Raw genomic sequence first — 21,420 nt, 5'->3', positions numbered from 1 at the left:
AACTAATGAACACATTTAACGAGCAAGAAGCTGCGCATTCTGCACAATCAACCACCGTGGTCGAAAAAGAAAGTCGACAATCGTTAATAGATAAATTTGATGATTTAAAAACCCCGACGGGGGATGATTTTGAAGCCATGATCCGCTCAGGCTTTAATCAGGTCGATGACCCTATTCAAGTTGTTGAAGTTGATGGTCAAAGCGAGTTAGACATATCGGCACCTGTTACTGTGCGCTCAGACATACACACGGATGAGCAACTTAATTTATCTGCTGATGAATTAAGTATGACAAATGGCCAAGCGCAAACGTTGAATTTAAATAGCGACAGCATGCAAGTATTTGATGGCGTGTTTTTGCTTTCTAAAACGGATGAGAAATTACAAATTGCGGGCACGGTACAAGCAAATACGCTCAATGCGACCGAGCAAGTAGATACCGCACAACTCAATGCGGATGCATTGCTGGTTAAAAATAGCGATGCAGAAATTTTGCGCGCTGAGCTTGATGAAAATAATAATCCTAAAGTGACGGTATCGGGTGAGGCGCACCTTGCGCAATCACTTTATGTGACAGACACAACTAATACTGCACATTTAGCAGCATCAGCATCATCAACACTTGCCAATGCCAGTGCAAATACCTTGGTGGTTGCAGGTACAGCGACGCTTAACGGTATGCTTGCAGGCCAAAATGCGGTATTTACCGAGCATGTTGAAGCGCGTGACACATTAGGTGTTGGCATAGATGCGCAAAGTACACAGGCTAAACTACATATATCTAAAAGCAGTAGCGATATGGATGCATTACTGCGAGTTGATGATTATAACAACGATACAACGCCATTTTTTATTAACTCCGAAGGTAAGGTCGGCGTGGGCACAACGGAGGTTGCTGCCAGCTTTCATGTCGCTGATGATGCCCTTTTTGGTGATATTCAAGACGCACATTACGTTAAGCTCAATGGTCAAGATAAAAGTCACTTTGCAGGGAATGTGAGTGTTTCTGAGTCGATGGCTATTGGCGGCGAAACGCTGCCTAGTGTGGATAAAAGTTTAGCGGTTGAAGGTAACTTAGCGATTGGCAAAACCAACGCCTCGGCTAAGCTAGATGTGCAAGGTAGCGTTAACACTTCATTACTGAATGTAGGAACCAGTGCAGCACAGTTTATTAAGATAAGTGATGCGCCATTGCAAAACGAGTCAAAAGTGACCGTCTATCAAAAGACTAGCATTAAAGATGACTTGCACGTGGAAAGTGATATAACGGCAACGAATGTCACTACGAGCAATCACGTTAGCGCAAACTCGGCAACCATAACGCAAGATTTAGTGGCAGGTGCAACGACTGTTAGTGACTTAACGGTGAATACGCACGCCACCATTGCGCAAAAAACCACCACCAATAAACTTTGGGTAGGTGACACTCAAACTGGAATAACAGAGCAAGATACGGCCGCAGGCGCATTGCTCAATACAACGCTAACGGTTAAAGGCTCAGCACAATTTACAGATATTACGGCAAGCGCTGATATTAGCACAGACACTGCCTTACATGGCCAAAGTGCGCATATCTCACAAGGTGTGAACATTGGTGAGCAAAGTACTATACCAAGTGGTAAGTTAGTAATTAAAACAGCAACAGAAGAAGAATCTGCGCTGTTGATAAAAGATTACGAAGAAAATCCATTACTGCGCGTGAAAAAACAAAGTGTTCAGGTGGGGAGTGAGATGGCTCCAGTGCCTGTCAATGTTAAAGGCACTGTAACGGCGCCAAATGTTGAGATCACGCAACAAGCGAATATCGGATCAGCGCAGGTTTATAGCCAACTTAATATTGCCTCAAATAATGAGCAACCGAACTGGGAAAGCAACGCTAAGCTTGCTGTATTAAGTAATCCAAGCAACGCCTCAGGTGTAGAGATAAGTCACTTTAATGGTCAAGCGGTTACACCTATTATCACCAGCAAAATGGATAAATTAGGCCTGTTTGAGGCTAACCCCATAAAGCCTTTGCATGTAGGAGCTGACACGTTGTTTGCAAGCTCTGTAGATTTTGCTAGTGACATGAATGTGCTAAACAATAATGGCGAAGCTATTTTCAGCGTCAATGATATGAATGTGACTGTGGGCAGCAGTAATTTTGCCACACCATTTAATGTGCATGGCGATGCTGATATTTTTGGCAATACGGATGTTCATGGTCAATTAACTGTGAGCATTGATGGTAATCCATTATTAAGCACGACCAACTCGCAAGTAAATATTACCCAATTGGGCGAACAGGCGGCAGTCAAAGTGCAGCGTGGTACAACAAACTCAGCCACTTATATTGCAGCTGGTCAACTTGCTATCAATCAGCCACTACCAGAGTCTGATGTGAACTTTGCGCTAACAGGTCAAGCTTGTGTTGCTGGGCAAGTGCAGATCATGGGGGAGGAGTTTGTAGGTGAAGAGTTTGCGCTTGAGGTGCAAGGCGACACTAAACTAAGCAAAAAACTAACCGTTGCTGGTGCGGGCCAAATTGATGATGGTTTGTCGATTAGCGTAACCAATAACAGCGCGCAACTACCAAAAGACGCCTTATTTGTGCAAGGTTCTAGCAATCTGAGTGGCACTTTATCTGTAACAGATACCGTTGATTTTTATAATAACTTAACAGTAACAGATGGCATTGCGACCTTTACTGGCCCTTTAAATGCCAATGGTTCAACAACGGTTGATAATACACTTACTGTGAATGGCCGTGCGAGTGCGATGGGTGGCTTAATAGTTGCGCAAACCGAAACTGATAATGCGCTATTAGTTGAAGGATTAGCACAATTTGATACTCATGTAGAGATAGATGGCGACTTAAATCTATCTGATAAACCTGCCCAGGCACGAGTGCATATTCAAGAGCAAGGAAAACGAGGACTGTATATTGAAAGGCAGGGAGGCCAAACGGGGTTAGTGTTTAATGACGGTCGATTAGGAGTAGGCGTCGAGCGGCCAGATTATGCACTCGATGTGGCAGAAGACAGTCAATTTAGAAAAGATGTAGAGATAAAAGGCCGATTAGAAATTGATGAAAGCTTGCATGTAGATGAGTATGCCAGCTTTAGAAGCAACATTAATGTACATGGCAACTCAGAGCTGGCAGGTGAGGCGCGCTTTGGTTTACCTTTTAGCAGCGTGAGCGATGAAGCACCAATAGGCATGCCTGCGGGTATCGCGCAAGTGGCCATTGATCAAAATCATTTTGCAAAGGCTTTTGCAGTGTACCACCAAGGTGAAAAGCCGGTGGTGATTGAAGACGGTAAGTTGGGTGTGCAAACCGATAGCCCGAGAGAGGCACTGGATGTTGCAGGCAATGCTTTGATCCAAGGGGATATCATTCTCAATGGTAAACTTCGGGGGTCAGGTCGAGTTGAGTGTTTTGATGGCGCAAAAATATTTGGTGATGTGGAACTTCGCTCCGATTTAACCGTTAATGACGATGTGCATTTAAAAGACACTTTATTGGTTGAAGGTCAAGCTACTTTTAATCGTCATGTTGAAGTAAAAAGCGACAGCACCTTTCAAGATTCGGTTAGGTTAAACGATGAGCTGTCGGTACATAAGCACACGTCACTGCGTGATACGTTAACTGTTGCTAAGCAAACAACGCTGCAAGGCGGGCTTAATATTGAAGGCTTAGAAGTTGGATCTCAGGTTACTATTACGCCTGCGTCTACGTTCAATAATGCCGTCACAGTACATGGCCAAGTTAATTTACATAGCCCGTTGCACACAGAGAGTAACATAGCGGCACCTTCTCTATCAGTCTCTGGTGAACATGTTATTCATGTTGAGTCGAATACAGCTTCTGCCCCATTGAGTATTCAAGCAAATAGCACTGATGCGTTGCATATAACCCCTGAGGGTCATGTCGGGGTTGGTACGCAAACTCCAGAGTGCAAACTTGATATAGAGGGAGATGTACGGGTTCGCAATACACTGACCATTGATAGCGGGCTAACTTTTGCCGAAGACGCCAGTATACAAAGCGATTGTAAGGTGAGTGGCGCATTTAGCGCGACAACGATGCAACTGGGTGACACTCAACTCGTTGGTAGTATTTCAACTGATGTTGAGCTTGGCGGCGAGATGTCATCCAACGAGGTGTTGGCAACACAGGCCGCGATAAAAGCTTATGTAGATGCACACTGCTGGTCATGGACTGAAAGTAATAAAGTATTGTTGATACAAAACCAGCAAGAGTTTGATGATGTTATGAGTCGAGAAATACTCTGCAATGTGACTATTTTACTCTTACCGCATACCAGTCACCCACAAATGAACCGTGCCTACAAATTGAAGCAGCAAGTGCGTATTGGCTCAAACGTGAGCATTATTGGCTTTAATGAACGAGAAACACGCATTGTGAAAGAGCATGCAGGGTGTCGCTTTTTAATTCATGGGCAAAGTGATGCGATGGTTAAAAGCGTTGAAATGCGAGGCTTTACCTTTGATGGTTCACTCCTTAATGGCGGTTTGTTTGAAGGAAATGGAGGTGCGTTCCACTTGCGTTATGTACAAAGTGCCAAGCTCAACTGTGTGATTGAAAACCACCACGTAAGTGGTGATGGTGGGGCAATTTACGGTGAGTCTGAAGTCAGCGCAGTAGAAGCGGGCAATATTAAACATTGCTCAGCCACACGCCAAGGTGGAGGGGTGTTTGGTGTTAAAGAGTCAACGCTCAATGTGTCGTTATGCCGCGCTGAATCTGGCGCAGGAGTTGCGTATTGTGATGACAGCCAAGTGGTAGCGCGTACCAATACAGCAGTGCTTTATGGAGGTGGTGCTTATAAGTGTCAAAACTTAATGGCGCAGGGGTACTGGCGAGGTAACCGTGCTGAATCAGAGGTAGGACACCATATTTATAGTGCTGGATGTGATACAAGTCATGATGAGCATACTCACCAAGATTACTGGTGGCATGGCTTGTATATTGATGGCCCAGTGATGTGCGGTGCCCAACCTTGGCGCAATGATCACATTTAATTATGAAACTAACCATTAAACAGCTAGGGGCCGATATACAGGCCTCTCCATCTGCTTTGCGTGCTTCAGGCAGTAGTTTGGAAGATGTGCAAAATCAATTTTCAGATTGGTTGATACTGGGGCTAACACAAATGGATTGGCCTGAGTTAGATGAGCCTAATTTACCCTTAGATGCAATTAAGTTACCTGACATAGATCTTGATTTAGCCGAAATTGACTGGCAGTTTGTGATGCTTGACCCATTTGCTGCGTTTAAACAGTATGTTTATCCTCAGCTGAGCGACAGTATTACCAAGCAGCTAAAAAACGCGGTGCAGCAATACGGCAAAGAGAACTCCCTTCAGCAAGCTGCAATACATCGCCAAGGGGTAACTCGCTATAATAGCATTTTACTGAACTTGCTCACCATATTGAGCAAACAAAAGCCACAGAGCGGGGTGACCAAAGCAACACTTGGGCTTGAGCTAAAGCGGCAGTTAAAAGAAGCGCTTGAAACATCGTTCAACCCACTAGAGAAGCTACAATTACAGCCTAACGGGGTGCAGCTTAGGCATAGGTTGGTACAGTTATGTTACCAAGATAAAACGCTATTACCGTTGCTGGTGGCACCGCTTTATGAGGTGCATGAGCAACAAAGAGTCACTCAACTGTTAACTTGCTTAAGTGCTGCGCAATATGAGCGATTTATTAGCTTGTTAGAGTTTACCACCCTAACCACTGGGCATGCTGAATTACAGCAACACCGCACGTTGCTACTCACTTTACATGAGTTATTTATTGCGCATAATGGGTTTAGTGAGCGGTTATTAGAGCAAACCACGACCGTTTTAAAAACGTCTAAACACGCACAAATGCTCAGTATGTGGTGTGCGCTAAACAAAAATCAATGTAATCAAAAAGCATTGAGCGATTTACATCGAATTGTAAGCACAGTGGCACAAAAGGCAGATTTAGCAATTGATTTGGTAGGCCATACTGAGTTTGCTCAAAGTACAGATATGCAGCTAAAGCCAGCGACCAAAATAACCGTGATAGGAGCACAACAGCAACAAATTTTAAAACAGGTATTGTTGTTATTACAGATACTTGCCAATTCTCATATGTTACCCAAGCAGCAGCTAAAAGCGTGGTTGGCGCTGCAAACAATCCGCGTAAATCAAACCCAGTTGAGCGTCAACTTAGCCTCTAAATTGGATCAGGTAACACAAGCGTTTGGCGATGCTTTACGCCATAAGCAAGCGCCACACAGTACCCTTGAAAAAATAGTAAAATTAGCAGCAAAATTACGCACTCAAAGTCACATTGTTAGTAGCGTTAATGGCAACAAAAGAAGCTTATTAAAACTTTATAGTTTATTAAGTAGATTGCCCGATGTACCCGTTTTGTTACTAGAGCTACCGCTTAAATGGCAAGCAGCGCAAGCAGTATCAGAGCGAACATTGCAAAGTTGGCTTGATGATGCAAGCCAATGGAGCCTGCAATATCAGCGCGTGGTAACCAATAAACAATCAAGTGAGTTTGCTGTAAAGGTTAACAACAGTGAGCTTGTAGCTGCTTTAAAGCGGACAAAGTCTTGGCTCGCGCAGCCTCAACAAACTCAGGTTTTAGCTGCGGATGAGCAGAGGATACTGGTGAGCGTAATTGAGCAGTTAAAAAGCTTACCGATTCAAACGGGGTCAAGTTTATGGTTGCAATTGCAAAGTGGTATTGTGAGTAGACCCGTACTGAATAGGGTGATCGATACATTGCTCAAACAATGTGAATATGCTTGCTTAGATAAATCATTCGCACCCACTATCGCACTGACTATCGATGAAGCGCAGTTTGAAAAAGCGGTGAGTGAGCGTTTAGATAAGTTTTATGAGCAATTTACGCGTGATTTGGACGATATGATGCAATGCTTTGAGCAAGAGCAAGCATTGTCACCAAAGCAAATCACTGCGAGCAACTGCAGCTCATTAATTTGGCAATGCTGTAATCGAGTTGCTCATATGGCCGCGTTTGGGCGTGAATTGCAACTTTGTTATCTGCCATCAGTACAGCGTATTTATGGGTTTGTTTTAAAGCAGCAAGTGTGGCTTGTTAATGAGCTAAATAGTTTACTTGGAGCAGCAGAGCAAGGGGCGCAAGGTAGGCAACTGCAACAGTTAATTACCCAGCATGTGCAATCACTCGATTTGATTAAAAAAGAGCTGGTTCAAAAGCTACCACTTATAGAGCGTATTGACACAGGCTTGGACGCTTGGCTTATGCCTTTGGTTAACCATGCAACCAAGCAAATTTTAGAGGTGGACAGCATTTGGCTAAAACCTGTTAAGGCGGCCAAGGTTGCTTCCTTAAACATGACAAATCAAGGTTATAAGCACACAACTGTTGCGCAGCCACTAAACCAGTTACAGCCAATGGCAGATGAAATTCATAATGTAACTCAAACCCCAGAAGTGGGTGAAGCAAGCTTATCAAATAGGAATAATCGCGCAGATACGCAAGCTGTTAGCAGACATGCAGAGCAAGATTTGACTGTAATAAGGCATGATTATGGCGTGTCAGTTCCCCGCAGTGTGAGTAAAACCAATGATCAATTACATCGTGCTACATTATCCGATGCGCTGACCAGTGAACACGGTCGTGATGACGTATTGGCAAGCATAAATTGTGATGCCAAAGAAATACCGCAATCACGGCATGATTCGACTCACAATACGGTAACTAAAAGCGGTAAAAATTTAGTTCATCCGCATGATTTTAGTGTGCTCACTAATACTTTTAACAGCCATAATCAAGACGAAGAAAGTAATGAATTAAGGCAAGCCCAAGGCACTCATGGTGAAATTGATACTGATACAAGTAAAGGGTATGAAATAGCGCAGCATGTTCAATCATCTATTGATCATGCTGCGCTCGAACAAGCTCCTTTAAACAAGCAAACGCACTTTTCATCATCGAGTGAGCAGCGCAATAGCGTAACTTCAATAACGCAACCTTCAGTGACCCAATCGCATAGAGCGAAACAGCCAGTAAAATCACCGTTAAAAACATTCTTTAATGCTTTAGTAACGGTTGAGCACATTGATGACGCGCAACAGCTTTTAGCACATCTAACACAGCAAATTCATGTGCATTCAACACCACAAAGTTTTGAGCTCAAACAAGCGATTGAGCAAAGCCAAAGTCAATTGGCAAAGCTTGCCAGAACAACCCGTTTAAAAGCCAATAAAGAGATTGTTCAAAACGCGATTGCACAAGCTCAATCACAACTTGCGCAATTACAGGCCATCAGTGAGCAGCAAAACAACCCAGAGTCTTTTGATGTGGGTTTAGTGATTTTATGGCCTTTTTTGCCCACTTTGTTTACCAAGCTTGACCTTGTGTATGACAGTGGGAATGAAAATGAAGGGCAGTTTAAAAATGATGACGCGTACCTGCAAGCACATGCTGTGTTGTGTTACATCGCAAATGTAGATCCGCTAATTGAAGAGAGCTTAACCGTGAATGCTTTACTGGGATTACCACTGGACACTCAAGTAGATCAGCGTATTGAGCTGGATGAACCAACCATGATGGCAATTGACTACATGCTACAGGCGCTGGTGAGTCGTTGGCAGATATTAAAAGGCATGCCGGTAGATGAGTTTGTACGCATGTTTATTACCCGCGAAGGGACGGTGGAGCAAACCGAATCGGGTTGTCATATTAATGTTGTAAGTATGCCGCAAGACGTTTTAATGTCGAAACTGCCTTGGGGGTTAGGTATGGTTCAATTACCTTGGCTGGACCAAGCGTTACTCCACATTGAATGGAAATATGGTTTTTAAAACAAGTTACAGAGGATTTTTATGCACACATATAATGAAGATAACACCCATGAATTGATCCTTGCACATCAGCATAGATTGCAACTTTATGAGGTAGCTAAAACAAAAGCTGATAATACTCGGTTAGTGAGTGAATACGATAGAAAGCGATACCTTGATGAACTGTTTACACAAATAGTATTAGTGCAGTTAGGTGGTGTAAAAACTGAGCTGGCAAGTCATGGTTATGCCAGCGATATAGTGACAAAAACAGCGCAGCTAGACACTGATAACACAGTAGTTGATTTAATTTATGAGGTTACTTTTACATTTAGTGGCAGTTTGCAAAGTGATGGAACACTTGGTGCCGACGACAGCCAAATGGTGTTTTTCGCGCCTTCAGGCAGTCACCATATTGCATGCCGCTATAAAACCGCGCAACTGAGCTCTCAAGTGCAGACATTATATTTTGACGATGAGGGGTACAGCCATTTTCTTGCCCATGGCGGCCCTAGAACTTTGTGGCATGAGTATATTACGAGCCAGTCGGAACTGTCTTCTATGATCAGTGATTTTATCTCTCTTATTTTTATTGAAAAAAGAGGCAACTTAAGCCGTATTTAAAATCACGTTTTACGTGCTTTTACGTCATCTAAAAAAGCCCCAAATGAGGAAGATGATGGCAAGTTATGCGCAAGCATTTAAAACAGTGATGACATTGAGCGGTCAAAAAAAAGACGCTTTTTGTGTTGCGCTAGACCAATTATCATGTTGGCAAACAATGAAAGCCGCTGGGTTTTCTCAACCTGAGCTATATACGTTATTTAAACAGCAATATTGTGAAGAAATTTGGCAGCAGCTAAGGGGGAATGAACTTATTCGCCAAGATATTGCTAACTTGCTATTTAAAGCGTCGGTCAATGGGTATGTTGATATATTACTTAGTCAATTGCAGCAACACTTTGAATTACCTATCAGTGGCCAAATGTGCGACCAAACGCTGTTGTATATTAATCAACTTGAGCATATCTCTTTGACTCAGTGGTTACGCTTAAGCACGGTCTATTTTGATCAGCTAACCCCGAAAAAAATAATGTATTTAGACTCAAAGTCAGTTGCGCACAATACGAACTTTTGGCTGCATTAATTTAATTTTAAGTTAATTTAACGTCTTCCTTACCTCCCTTCTTCTCCTGCAAGCTGTTATTGCTTTGTAGCGACTAAATAATGGAGGCGAAAGCCTCCTCCCTCCTAAAATTTTACAGTCAATGGAGTAATTTTGATGAAAAAAAATTTTACCGGTGTATCACCCCCCAATGGTGATGAAGACCCTAAACCTCAAGAAAAGCAGAAACAGCAACCGAAGCATATTACTTCGGTACAAGATACTGTACTGATGTTATTAGGTAAATGGATAATGCCTACCACGGTTGTATTGGTACTGGCGATGTGTATCTCGGGTTATTTTCTAGAAATGGAGGCCTTTACGGCAATTGTTGGGATGACATCTCCTGTGGTTATGGCATTAATAATGGTGATCAAGGAAGCGCTAACAAATGATAGAGATAAAAATAATCGTAAAAAATAATTTATCAATAGGTATGAATAGCCCCAAGAATTACGTACGTATTAAAAAAGTATTGTTAGGGTGCAGGGGGATTGAAATAAAAAATCGGTCACGCCATATGGTGTGACCGATTTTTTTTGCCTAACTAAGCGTTTTATTCTTAATGTAGACACTTAGTTAGAGTGTTGGGGAAACTTCAATATTATGGATTGTACTGCGCGCTCAGTGTTAACCCAGAGAAGCTGCTATACGCATTTAAGCTTAAGTGCCATTTACCAGCTGTTGGGTTGGTAAATGTACATACTTCAGAGTTGCCACTGTTCCAAGAACGACACTCATAGCTTGAAGATGTTGGTTGTGACCCTTGTTTTACATACAAATCAGCGTCGCCTGAGCCACCCGATGTTGTAACGGTGAAGTTCGTCATACCTGCAGGCACATCAATGGTGTAATGAAGCCACTGACCGCTTGTGCTTGAAAGGTTACTTTCAGTTGCCCCACCTGGTTGTGGCTGTGTTGGGTTTGAGCCTGAGGTAATGTCTGCTTGCAGGTTAACTTGTGAGTATGTTGAATAGGCTTGTAGCATCACCCAGTATTTACCCGCTGTTGGGTTATCAATGGTACAGGTTTCAGTGTTACCCGACTCCCAAGAGCGACAAACATAGCTGCTTGTAGTTGGCTTTGCGCCTGCTTGTAAGTATAAATCTGCATCACCGCTACCACCGTTCATGGTAACATCAAGTTTGCTAGCACCTGCTGGTACATCAATGTAGTAGAACGTTTCGCTATTTTTGGCTCCACTTAGGCCAGTTTTAGCAACACCATCTTCAAGTGCTTCTTCTACAGGGCCAATAATAACACCCGTTGCAGCTTGCACAGCCGCAGCAGCATCAACAATACCAGTACCACAGCTATTACATGTTGCAGGGAAGCTACGGGTTGTGTCTTTTAAAATAGTTTCAATTTCATCTGGCGTTGCTGTGGGTTTAGCTTGCTTGATTAGTGCAGCTACACCTGCAACGTGAGGGGCAGCCATTGATGTGCCTTGTGAGTAGTGGTAGCTATCTGCAACTGGGCCTGTGCTACCAGAGTTGTGCGTAGATAACACACCCTGTGAATCATTAGCAAAGCTTTGCGCGCCGCCTGGTGCTGCAACGTCAATAGATGTACCAAAGTTTGAATAGTAAGCGCGACCACCACTGCGGTTAACTGATGCAACGTTTACCACACCATTACAGTTGCCTGGATTGTAGTTATTTGCGTTGTCGTTATCGTTACCCGCTGCAATAACAATTACTGAACCATTGTTACGTGCTTGGTTAATTGCATTTTGTGTTGTGGCACTACAGTTACCACCACCACCTAAACTCATGTTAATCACATCAGCAGGGTTTGCATTTGCAGTTGTGCCAGATACAGCCCCACCAGATGCCCAAATGATGCCGTCAGCAATATCTGAAGTTAAACCACCACATTTACCAAGTACACGTACAGGGACTACTTTCGCATCGTATGCTACTCCAGCTACACCCTCACCATTATTGGTTACTGCAGCAACAGTACCCGCAACGTGTGTGCCGTGCCAACTAGAGTCTCTATTTGAGCTAGGTACAGGGTTGCCATTGCTGTCAGTGCCGCATTCACCACGAGTTGTTGCATCACCAGGGTCTCTTGCATCGTTGTCACGCAAGTCACCATCATTGGCAACTAAAGCGTTTGAAATCATGTCATATCCTGGCAAAATATTTGCGTTCAGGTCTCTGTGTGGGCGGTAACCTGTATCAAGTACCGCTACCGTTACACCTGTACCCGTTGCACTATCCCAAGCAGTAGGTAGGTTTAAACCACCATTTGCTTCGTAGTAGTGCCATTGGTCGTTATAACGTGGGTCATTTGGCGTAGCAAATGGTTGTAACATTTGGTCAATTTCTATGTATTCAACGTTACCAGATGCTGCAACCTCTTGCATAAATGCATTTGCTTCGCTTGGAGATAACTTTCTATCAACGCGCATAACATGGTGATTACTTAGCGCCATTGGGCGAACATAATGTGTATTTACATTTGACTTTTTACTTGTAAAACCTTGTACAAAACTTTGCGCTTGTTTGTTCATTGCCGCTTGTGACACTGTTGCACCAGAGTCTGCGTGAGCTGCCATGATTGATTGGTTGTTATTTTTATACTTAATGATGAATTGCGTACCAAGTTTACCTTGGTGTTGTAACTTGGTCGAAGTTTGCGCAAAGTTGATATTACCCTGAGCTGACAAGTCAGTATTAGCAAAGGTTGTGTGTGCCGTGAATAGTGTGGTCATTGCAATGGACAATGCACCTAATTTGAATTGCTTTGTTGTTGTCATTTGAGATTCCCTAACATGTTGTTGTTTTATTAAATTTCCTCTGCGTAAGTGCAAGGGGAACGTTACAGAACGTAAAGTTATGGTTAACTTTTTAAAAGAACTGTTTTGTTATTTACATTGGTAAATTGGTTATAAGCGGATGTCTATATGACAATTAAATTACAGTAACCGTTTGTTTTATAAGCTTTTGCTCTACATTTTTACATGGGGGTGAAATATTGGTTTGTTATGTAAATAAATGTAAATGTAACTGTGTTTTTACTATTTTGGTAAAAAAATGTTCAATTATGGTTTGCGTTATAACTATTTTATGTGTTTATTTTTTGTTCGTTAAAGGTGTGGTAAGAGCTTGGTATAAAGAGTTGTTCTTACTTGATAAATAATCTAGGTATAATGCACATATATGATGGTTGGGTGAGTAATACATGTCACAGTTTGATGTAGTAATTATTGGTGCGGGTGCCGCAGGGCTAATGTGTGCGGCGCAAGCAGGGTACCGAGGGCGCTCGGTCGCTGTGCTTGATATGGGTAAAAAACCAGGCCGAAAAATTTTGATAAGTGGCGGTGGACGCTGCAATTTTACTAATGAAGGTGCCTCACCGAGTAATTATTTGTGTGGTAATCCACACTTTGTAAAGTCATGTTTAAGTCGTTATACCCAGCACGACTTTATTGAACTAGTCGATCGTCATGGTTTGGCTTATCATCACAAAACTTTGGGACAGCTATTTTGTGATAACAGCGCACAAGATATTGTTGATATACTTACAACAGAGTGTGACTGGGCAGGTGTACAGTTATTTTTACGCAACGAAGTAAGTAACGTACAAGCCAAAGAGCAGGGAGGATATATTGTCACTACTTCAGAGCAAATCTTTGAGTGCGAGTCGCTCGTGGTTGCTGCTGGTGGCCTGACTATGCCTAAGCTTGGCGCAACCCCAATTGGTTACAAAATTGCCGAGCAATTTGGATTAAAATTATTACCAACTATGGCTGCATTAGTGCCATTTACCCTGCATGAACATGACAAAATACGCTTTGATGGTTTATCTGGGGTGAGTGTTCTATGTGAAGTAAGTAGTGAGTGTGGCACTGAATTTAAAGAAAACATTTTGTTTACTCACAGAGGCCTCTCGGGCCCAGCAATTTTACAAATATCATCATTCTGGCGCGCAGGGCAGGTTGTGACCATTAATTTATTACCAGAGCAAAATCTAAATGACACCCTTCACCAATGGCGCAGCGACAACGGTAGTAAATCGCTTAAAAACGCCTTAGGGACTATTTTACCCAAGCGTTTTATCGAGGTATTGATTACGGAGCAAGCTATTCCAGATAAAGCCCTAAACCAGCTCACCCACAGTGAAATAGACGCCATTGCCAACTACCTACACCAGTGGCAAATCAAACCCAACGGCACAGAAGGCTATCGCACCGCAGAAGTAACCCTAGGCGGCGTTGATACTGACGAACTCAGCTCAAAAACCTTTGAAGCCAAAAATCAAAAAGGCCTATATTTTATCGGTGAAGTTACCGATGTTACTGGTTGGCTAGGCGGGTATAACTTCCAATACGCATGGAGCTGCGGCTTTGCTGCGGGGCAAGAGGTTTAGTGTTGTGTAATGACAATAAAGATTGCCCATAGCCACTAAAGATTGCCCGTAAGCGATAAAATTTTCCTTAAAGTTTGCCCGTAGTGATAATCACTACTATGATACTTAGCAGTGATTATCTTATGGACATAGTTTATGGCAAGAAGAAAGCTCAAAACATTTGATGACTTCAAAAGGTCCTTAAAAAACAAATATGGAATTGGCGAAGGCGAATTTTATAAGCCTTGGTTACGAGTTCAGGATGTAAAATCACGAGGTGTACGCTCTCAAGTTTTAGGCCTTAAAACGGGGCGAACTCACCATATGCTATCTTCTATAGAGACAGAGTTTTTCTATCTTGCAGAAAATTGTGATTCTGTAATTGATATTAGAGAACAATTTCCACTATTCCCTATAAATTTATCTATCCAAATAGCTAAAGCTCTAGGTATTGATCACCCTACCCACCCAGAAACAGATGTACCAATAGTTATCACGACAGACTTTCTCCTCACCAGGATAATAAATGGTGACATAGTTTTTGAAGCTATTTCTGTAAAACCAGAAGATGAGTCTGATGACCAAAGAGTACTGGAAAAATTAGAAATTGAGCGAGTATGGTGGGAGTTACTTGGGATAAAGTTCTCATACTTTGTTGGTTCTGAAGTGACTAGGATCCAAAGTAGCAATATTAATTGGGCGACACATCCATTAAGGTCAGATAAGAATATTTTTACTGAAAATGAATTGGACTTCGCTTCTACACTTCTTGCATCTGGAGAGCATTTTATCAAAGATGTTTGCAATATTTTTATCAATAAAATGGACTTACCACATGATGCTGCTCTTGGCGTATTAAGGTGTCTTATAGCGAAAAAGAAAATTGAAGTTGACCTCTCTTACCCATTAGAAAATGCGGATCTCATAAATATATTAAGAATTAATATTGTCCAAGAGGGTTTGGTCAATGGAAATTGTTAATAACAGTACATGGGATATTCAAGATACTGAAGGTATTTCAGATGGCTTATACCGCGTACTTAAGATTTATGAAGAGATATCCTGCTTTATTATCTTCAATTTAGGCAAGGAAGAAGGCTTAAGCAGACCGATAGCTATAAACCTTGATAGGTTCAATAAAGGTATAAAACGAAATTTGATAAAAGAGAGTCAATTTTCGTTGCCACCACACATGCTTTGTAACGAAGAAGAAATCGACAAAAATCACCTATCGATCAGAGATGAGAACTATCAGTTAATAGAAGGGATCGTAAACAATAACGGCTTTTTATTTGATTATGCCACTAAAAGCAGAGTGCCTACACTTGCTAACTTTGCAAGAGAAAAAGGAAAAGATAGAAAAACCATTGCAAGGCTATTAAACACATACTGGCGCAATGGCCAGGATAAGAATGCTCTACTACCAGCATATCAAAATAGTGGTGGTGCAGGTAAACAGCGACAAATAACGAACCAACCATCTGGAGCTGGAAAAACTACTAGAACCCTAGCAATTAAAAGGTCTAAAACCTTTATAGTTACTGATTCAGATAAAGAAAATATCCGTAAGGCATTAAAAAAACATCATTTAAAACCACACGGAAAAAACTTAGTCGAGACACGAAAAGAGTTACTTCGAACTTACTACTCCGATGAAGTTAAAAGAGCTGAGGCTTTGAATGAATCGCCTTATGTACCTAGTTATAAACAAATTAGATCATGGAAAAACAAACTATTCTCTAAAGATGAAATAACTAAAAAATCTACCAATGAGCGAGATTATTTATTAAATAAAAGAGGATTACTGGGTAGTGCCAAAGATAAGTGGCCAGTACCGGGTAGTTGTTATGAAATTGATGCAACAGTGGCTGATGTACACATAGTTTCTAGTTTTGGTAAACAATATGTATTGGGAAGACCGACAATATACACTTTAGTCGATAGAGCTAGTGCGATGATAGTTGGATTAAATGTATCGCTTTATCACGCCTCATGGAGAGCGGCTAGGCAGGCTCTTGCCAATGCATTTTTACCCAAATCATCATATTGCAAAGAGTTCGATATTGATATTCAAGACTCCGATTGGCCACCAGCGCATATTTCATTAAGACTGATGTGTGATAATGGAGAAATGATAGGGTTAGAACCTCAAAAACTAGTTGTACCTTTAACTGAACTTCAATTGTCGCCACCTTATCGACCAGATTTTAAAGCAATGGTTGAGCGCAGGTTTGGGCTATTAAATAATGAGGTTATTCATGACTTATTAGGCACAACACGAGGCGGTAAAGTTGTTCGTGGCGATAGAAACCCTAAAAAAGATGCAACATATACTTTAAAAGAATTTACCACTCTTTTAATTGAAGCTGTGTTGGAACTCAATCGTTCTATTTATAAGAGTTTGGCAACAACTGGCCCCCTGCTAATAGAAAAAAATCTTTCTCCTACCCCATTAAACTTTTGGAAAGTACACGTTGCTGAGCATAAACATGCTTTAAAACTTGCTGATAGCAGTGATGTAATTAGTCGATTATACCCTCCAGCTAAGGCAAGCATGACTCGTGATGGTATTGAATATAACGGTATGTATTACTCTTGTGAGCGAGTGATACGTGATAGTCTCGCTTCAGAAGCTAGAACGAACGGAAGATGGCAACTAGATGCGCGTATCAATGAAAATACAACTAATTATATTTATGTACGGTTTGATAAAAACGAAGATTTTACTAAGTGTAACCTACTTCCAAAGAGTAATATGCTTAAAGATAGGCCCATGCAAGAATCAGAATTCGTTATGGATTGGATCGATGAGAGCAATGAAAAAAGTCCAATTACTGTTGAATCTATCGATAACAAGGAGGCAAGGGTTAATATAGAGAAAAAAGCAAAGTCTAGAGCAAAGAAAGACGAGCTATCTGCGACTGAAAAAATGAAAAATACTAGGGAACATCGTAAGGCTGAAATTGAGGCAACTGCGAACAAAGTAGAAAAAAACTCAGAACCAGCTCATCAAGATAAATCTAGATCCAATACAAATAGTAGTCCTAGCAAGGTTACATATTTACCTCGTAGACGGCCACGATAAGGTGTTCAACAATGCGTAAAGAAAAAGCGAAATATAACAAAGCTATATTACCAGAGCACCAAGGCAACCCATTCATTGAAGCTCTTCGACCTAAAACTACAGAAGATGTGGTGATGGACGCTTTTAGCCATTACCCTGAATTAGATGAAGATATAAGGCAGCATCCAGACCCATTAGTTAGAGAGGAATACACGCTACGACTTAAAACTTTACGTCAACCACTCCCCCTTTATTATGAATGTTTTAGAGCTATCGAGTTTGCATTAAAAACAGGTTATTCAGCTAAGAACCCATTAAGCCCTACTACAGCACAATTATTACATTACCCTGTTGACGAAAGGCCTGATATAGAGCCACATACAGGATACTTCGAGCCTAAAGGAGACAGTATTACGCTCATCGGTGAAAGTGGTGTAGGAAAATCAAGTTTACTTGAGCAGGTGCTCAATTATTTTCCAAATGTCATCGAACATGATGAGTACCAAGGAACAGTGATGGAGCATAGAAACCAAATTGTTTGGTTAAAAGTAGATTGCCCCCACAATTCCAGTGTAAGAGATTTGTGCGAAGAAATCTTGGGTGCTCTTGATTTAGCTATTGGAAATGAATTTACTAAGCCAGCTTCTACAATTGGCAAAATAATTCGACAAATTGAACAGAAAATAAAAGTTAACTTTCTTGGAATTCTTGTTATAGATGAGATGCAGCGACTTCAATTTAAAAGAACAGGTGGTGAAAACAATCTACTTAACTTTTTGCATAGCTTAGTGAATAAATTGGGAGTTCCACTCTTTTTTTGTGCTAACCCTCCATTTGATGGAACATTAGCTAAGACCTTGAAGGCAGCTAGAAGAGCTGAAAGTGGCGGATACTTTACAATGGAACCATTAACTCGTGACAGTGCTGGATGGGATTGTTTCGTTCACGAGTTATGGGACTTACATTGGACAAATATAACTACCGAATTAACTGAAGAACTAAATGATAAGTTATTCGAGTTATCTGTTGGCAATCTGGATATGGCTCATAGAATTTATCGTGATGCGCAAAAGCTAGTAATTGGCTCTGGTGATGAAAGAATAACAATGGCAGTTCTTGAACAGGCTCATGTTTCTGCTTGTGGGTTATCATCAAAAACTGACGAAGTTAGACAATTACGTGAAAAGAATGCGCTCCCTAGAAGAAATAAAACGACTACTAAAGTCACTTCACTACATGAGAATAAAAAGACCACAAGTAGCAAAAAAGTGATTGGCGATATTACTCGTCCACAACATCCAGAATTCGAAATTCAACTGAGAGAGCTTCAAAGTGCCATCGATATTCCTGATCGTATAACCGATCCTGATCTATTAAGAAGAGCACTCGATGAAAGTGACCCTATCCTGTACTTTAAAGATAAAAATATATTATGTGATGACCCTCTAGAGCAGTTTAATTAGAGTGGTCTAAAATATAGGCAGGATGGTTAACTATCGATAAGTAAATGCAACTGCCCACTTCATTACCTGATGAAACTCTTTTTAGTCGTTATGTTCGGCATATGACTATGCTAGGTATGAATGGGGAAGATTATCTCAAAGCCTTATTAAAAAAACCTCGTGCAAGCATTCACCCATATTTAACTATAGGCATCACTAAAGCGGCACAGATATCAAGTAATACAGTGTCTACAATCTACCGTGAACAAACGTTAGGTAGATTGTTTTCATATTTTTTACCTCAACAGTCTCAACCAATATTCAAAACCCTCCTTTCCAATAGTGGCAATGCAGCTATCAGAGCATGCCAATTAGTAACCTTTAAAGAATCGGAGGAGCTATCATTAAAATATTGTCCGCACTGTGCAAGGGAAGATATAAAAAAGCATGGTGTTGCATATTGGCACCGTATGCACCAAGTTCCAGGAATAGAAGCCTGCCATTTGCACGGATTTTGGCTAATTCATGAAGACTTACCCGAAAGACCGCATGTTAAATTCTTACTATTGCCTAAACACGCACAAGAATCAGAACCTTGCTCAGATCTTAGCTGCGAATTTGCGAAATTTACGGAGAGCTTATTAAACAAAATATCAAGAACTAATAAAATATTCGATCAGAACACCATCATAGAACACCTGAAAAAGCATAACTTCATGGCAGGAGATAAGCGCTTTAAAAGAAAGGAACTCAGTTCAGACTTATTTCACTTTGCGCAAAAGCTAGAACATATTTCACCTTGCTTACTACCTTATTCAGAAACGGATTATCGGTATTGCTCATATTTACTTTCAGGCGATGTATCTCAGCATCCTTTTAAGTATCTTTTAGTCTCATTTTGGATGGAATACAGATCAAATAACGCTAGTGAGGCTCGTCCGGTAGCATATGACGATAAGCCGGTCACAAATAAAGAAGATTGCTCTACTTTATGTATACGCCTGTTAAAACAAAGAGAATCATTGGCCGAAGTAAGCCGTATTACAGGAAAGAGTAGGTGTTACATAAAGGCGTTAGCTATGAAAAACAATATCTCAGTTGAACTAAAGCCTAAGGTTATTACTGAATCTCTCATCTGTGCAGTTCTAAAAATGGCATACAAAGGATTCCATCGAAAAGTTATGGCGACACAATTTCAAATATCGACAGGAAGCGTAGAGCAAATCATTTCGTCTGAAGAAGGCTTAGTTGAAAAGCGAAAACAATTTAAATATCAATCAAAAAGGAGAAAGTACAAAGCTACAATATTAAGAGCTATCAGAGATAATCCGTCCGCCATTAAACAAGAAATCAAAAAACATTGTTATGCTGCTTTTCATTGGCTTTATGCACATGAAAGATACTGGCTAAACTCAACGTTGCCTTCCCCCACAAAACCAAAAGTTCGTTCAAAAATAAACTGGGAAGAAAGGGATATTGAATTGGCCCCTAAAGTGAGGGCTATCATGCTCAGCCTCAAAGGAAAAATATCTCGTACTCAGCTAGATAAAGCAGTTGGTGATCTTGGCTGGCTAATAAGAGAAGAGCACAAATTTCCAATTACAATGGAGATTTATCGTTCATTCAGGAATTAGCGTGATTCAATGCTATCTATTACTCTTATTTATTCTTGTATGCATTTACAGATGCGCATAATCAAATAGAATGGCTAAATAAAATATTGTCCTCGGAATTATAGAAAGCAGATTGAAGTTAAACGTTTTTGAAAATGAATCAATTCATAGTTACTTTATTAGAACATTATTATGCTTAGGGCAACTGAATGATAAATCCGATTTCAGAGGGTTAATCAGCCCCTCTGGTGTTATTAGAAAATTACCATGTTTAGTAGCAAGACAGGGCTCTGCTTTTGAAGAGTTGACCAATAATTTTTTTGAGTTGTTACTAACTGAACACTCAACCTATTACGGTTTACGACATTATAATATAGGTGAACTTAGAAATTACATCTTATATAGTTCCGCATTACCAAAAGTATCAGAGATTCCAGATGCTCACCAAATTCCTAATTCTCGAACTCAATTAAGGTATTGTCCAAAATGCTTTATTGAACAAATAAAAAATAAAGGAGTAAGTTGGTTTAAATTAGATTGGCAATGTTCTGTAGTATGCACTATACACAATGACAAACTATTTCATGTATTTGAATGTAGAACTAATTGCTGTAATAAACCTTCGAATATTCTACGTGATGTATTGTCAGCTATATCAGGGAAGTGTTGTTTTTGTTCAAGGAATTCATGGGAAGTTGCACAGCAAGTTTTTATTGGTGATTGGAATCGGGCACAATACCTAGTCTTAGAAAATGATAATCAATACAAAATGTATCAGTTCAGATAAACTAATTTAAATAATACAACTAATAGAATTAGTTCAGGCTAAATTAGTTATCATCTGTATTAGTTCAGACAAGATCTGACACATCAACTTGAAAAAGTGAGAGTTACCCGTTTTGATAAAAGGTGTCGAATCTTTAAATCAAAACATATAAGAGGTAACTCTCATGCTACATACT

12 protein-coding genes are annotated in these 21,420 nt (G+C 40.8%); 11 read left to right on the top strand and 1 reads right to left on the bottom strand.

What is annotated here, in order from left to right; genetic code table 11:
* Positions 1-5 precede the first annotated feature (5 nt).
* From OCI93_RS08015 to OCI93_RS07995, 5 genes are all read left to right on the top strand, one after another.
* Positions 6-5,024, top strand: a complete 5,019-nt coding sequence (locus OCI93_RS08015) for an autotransporter outer membrane beta-barrel domain-containing protein (RefSeq protein WP_261626174.1) — start codon at positions 6-8, stop codon at positions 5,022-5,024.
* 2 nt (positions 5,025-5,026) lie between these two features.
* Entirely contained in the window at positions 5,027-8,839 is a 3,813-nt protein-coding gene (locus OCI93_RS08010) for a contractile injection system tape measure protein (RefSeq protein ID WP_261626173.1), read from the top strand.
* A gap of 21 nt (positions 8,840-8,860) precedes the next feature.
* Positions 8,861-9,442, top strand: coding sequence for a hypothetical protein (locus OCI93_RS08005; RefSeq protein WP_261592128.1), 582 nt, complete (start codon positions 8,861-8,863; stop codon positions 9,440-9,442).
* A 52-nt stretch (positions 9,443-9,494) separates the two neighbouring features.
* The gene (locus tag OCI93_RS08000) at positions 9,495-9,965 is read left to right on the top strand and encodes a hypothetical protein (protein ID WP_261626172.1); all 471 of its coding nucleotides are present in this window, start codon (positions 9,495-9,497) and stop codon (positions 9,963-9,965) included.
* A gap of 135 nt (positions 9,966-10,100) precedes the next feature.
* Positions 10,101-10,406: a hypothetical protein gene (locus OCI93_RS07995; protein ID WP_261592130.1), complete on the top strand. Its 306-nt coding sequence runs from the start codon at positions 10,101-10,103 to the stop codon at positions 10,404-10,406.
* 181 nt (positions 10,407-10,587) lie between these two features.
* Here the strand turns inward: OCI93_RS07995 and OCI93_RS07990 are convergent, their stop codons facing one another.
* The gene (locus OCI93_RS07990; protein WP_261592131.1) at positions 10,588-12,747 is read right to left on the bottom strand and encodes a S8 family peptidase; all 2,160 of its coding nucleotides are present in this window, start codon (positions 12,745-12,747) and stop codon (positions 10,588-10,590) included.
* Positions 12,748-13,172: 425 nt separating this feature from the next.
* On the opposite strand from OCI93_RS07990, the gene OCI93_RS07985 reads away from it, so the two are divergent.
* From OCI93_RS07985 to OCI93_RS07960, 6 genes are all read left to right on the top strand, one after another.
* Positions 13,173-14,360 (top strand): BaiN/RdsA family NAD(P)/FAD-dependent oxidoreductase, encoded by a 1,188-nt coding sequence (locus OCI93_RS07985; RefSeq protein WP_261592132.1) that lies wholly within the window; start codon positions 13,173-13,175, stop codon positions 14,358-14,360.
* A gap of 135 nt (positions 14,361-14,495) precedes the next feature.
* Positions 14,496-15,320 (top strand): TnsA endonuclease N-terminal domain-containing protein, encoded by an 825-nt coding sequence (locus OCI93_RS07980; RefSeq protein WP_261626171.1) that lies wholly within the window; start codon positions 14,496-14,498, stop codon positions 15,318-15,320.
* Positions 15,307-17,424 (top strand): transposase, encoded by a 2,118-nt coding sequence (locus tag OCI93_RS07975; RefSeq protein WP_261626170.1) that lies wholly within the window; start codon positions 15,307-15,309, stop codon positions 17,422-17,424. Before OCI93_RS07980 ends, OCI93_RS07975 begins: the two co-directional genes overlap by 14 nt.
* 11 nt (positions 17,425-17,435) lie before the next feature.
* Positions 17,436-18,866: an ATP-binding protein gene (locus tag OCI93_RS07970; RefSeq protein WP_261626169.1), complete on the top strand. Its 1,431-nt coding sequence runs from the start codon at positions 17,436-17,438 to the stop codon at positions 18,864-18,866.
* 44 nt (positions 18,867-18,910) lie between these two features.
* Entirely contained in the window at positions 18,911-20,479 is a 1,569-nt protein-coding gene (locus OCI93_RS07965) for a TnsD family transposase (protein ID WP_261626168.1), read from the top strand.
* Between the two features lie 112 nt (positions 20,480-20,591).
* On the top strand, positions 20,592-21,245 hold the full coding sequence (locus tag OCI93_RS07960; RefSeq protein ID WP_261626167.1) for a TniQ family protein: 654 nt from the start codon (positions 20,592-20,594) through the stop codon (positions 21,243-21,245).
* The last annotated feature ends 175 nt before the right edge of the window (positions 21,246-21,420 follow it).

Origin of the sequence: Pseudoalteromonas holothuriae (assembly GCF_945859825.1) — a bacterium.
Lineage (GTDB): Bacteria > Pseudomonadota > Gammaproteobacteria > Enterobacterales > Alteromonadaceae > Pseudoalteromonas > Pseudoalteromonas holothuriae.
Note: the sequence above shows the minus strand (reverse complement) of the source record. Positions and strands in the feature narration are given on the sequence as shown.

What these genes read in the sequence shown, in the direction of transcription:
- OCI93_RS08015 (WP_261626174.1), top strand. Translation starts at nt 6, where the DNA reads ATGAACACATTTAACGAGCAAGAAGCTGCGCATTCTGCACAATCAACC.
- OCI93_RS08010 (WP_261626173.1), top strand. Translation starts at nt 5,027, where the DNA reads ATGAAACTAACCATTAAACAGCTAGGGGCCGATATACAGGCCTCTCCA.
- OCI93_RS08005 (WP_261592128.1), top strand. Translation starts at nt 8,861, where the DNA reads ATGCACACATATAATGAAGATAACACCCATGAATTGATCCTTGCACAT.
- OCI93_RS08000 (WP_261626172.1), top strand. Translation starts at nt 9,495, where the DNA reads ATGATGGCAAGTTATGCGCAAGCATTTAAAACAGTGATGACATTGAGC.
- OCI93_RS07995 (WP_261592130.1), top strand. Translation starts at nt 10,101, where the DNA reads ATGAAAAAAAATTTTACCGGTGTATCACCCCCCAATGGTGATGAAGAC.
- OCI93_RS07990 (WP_261592131.1), bottom strand. Translation starts at nt 12,747, where the DNA reads ATGACAACAACAAAGCAATTCAAATTAGGTGCATTGTCCATTGCAATG.
- OCI93_RS07985 (WP_261592132.1), top strand. Translation starts at nt 13,173, where the DNA reads ATGTCACAGTTTGATGTAGTAATTATTGGTGCGGGTGCCGCAGGGCTA.
- OCI93_RS07980 (WP_261626171.1), top strand. Translation starts at nt 14,496, where the DNA reads ATGGCAAGAAGAAAGCTCAAAACATTTGATGACTTCAAAAGGTCCTTA.
- OCI93_RS07975 (WP_261626170.1), top strand. Translation starts at nt 15,307, where the DNA reads ATGGAAATTGTTAATAACAGTACATGGGATATTCAAGATACTGAAGGT.
- OCI93_RS07970 (WP_261626169.1), top strand. Translation starts at nt 17,436, where the DNA reads ATGCGTAAAGAAAAAGCGAAATATAACAAAGCTATATTACCAGAGCAC.
- OCI93_RS07965 (WP_261626168.1), top strand. Translation starts at nt 18,911, where the DNA reads ATGCAACTGCCCACTTCATTACCTGATGAAACTCTTTTTAGTCGTTAT.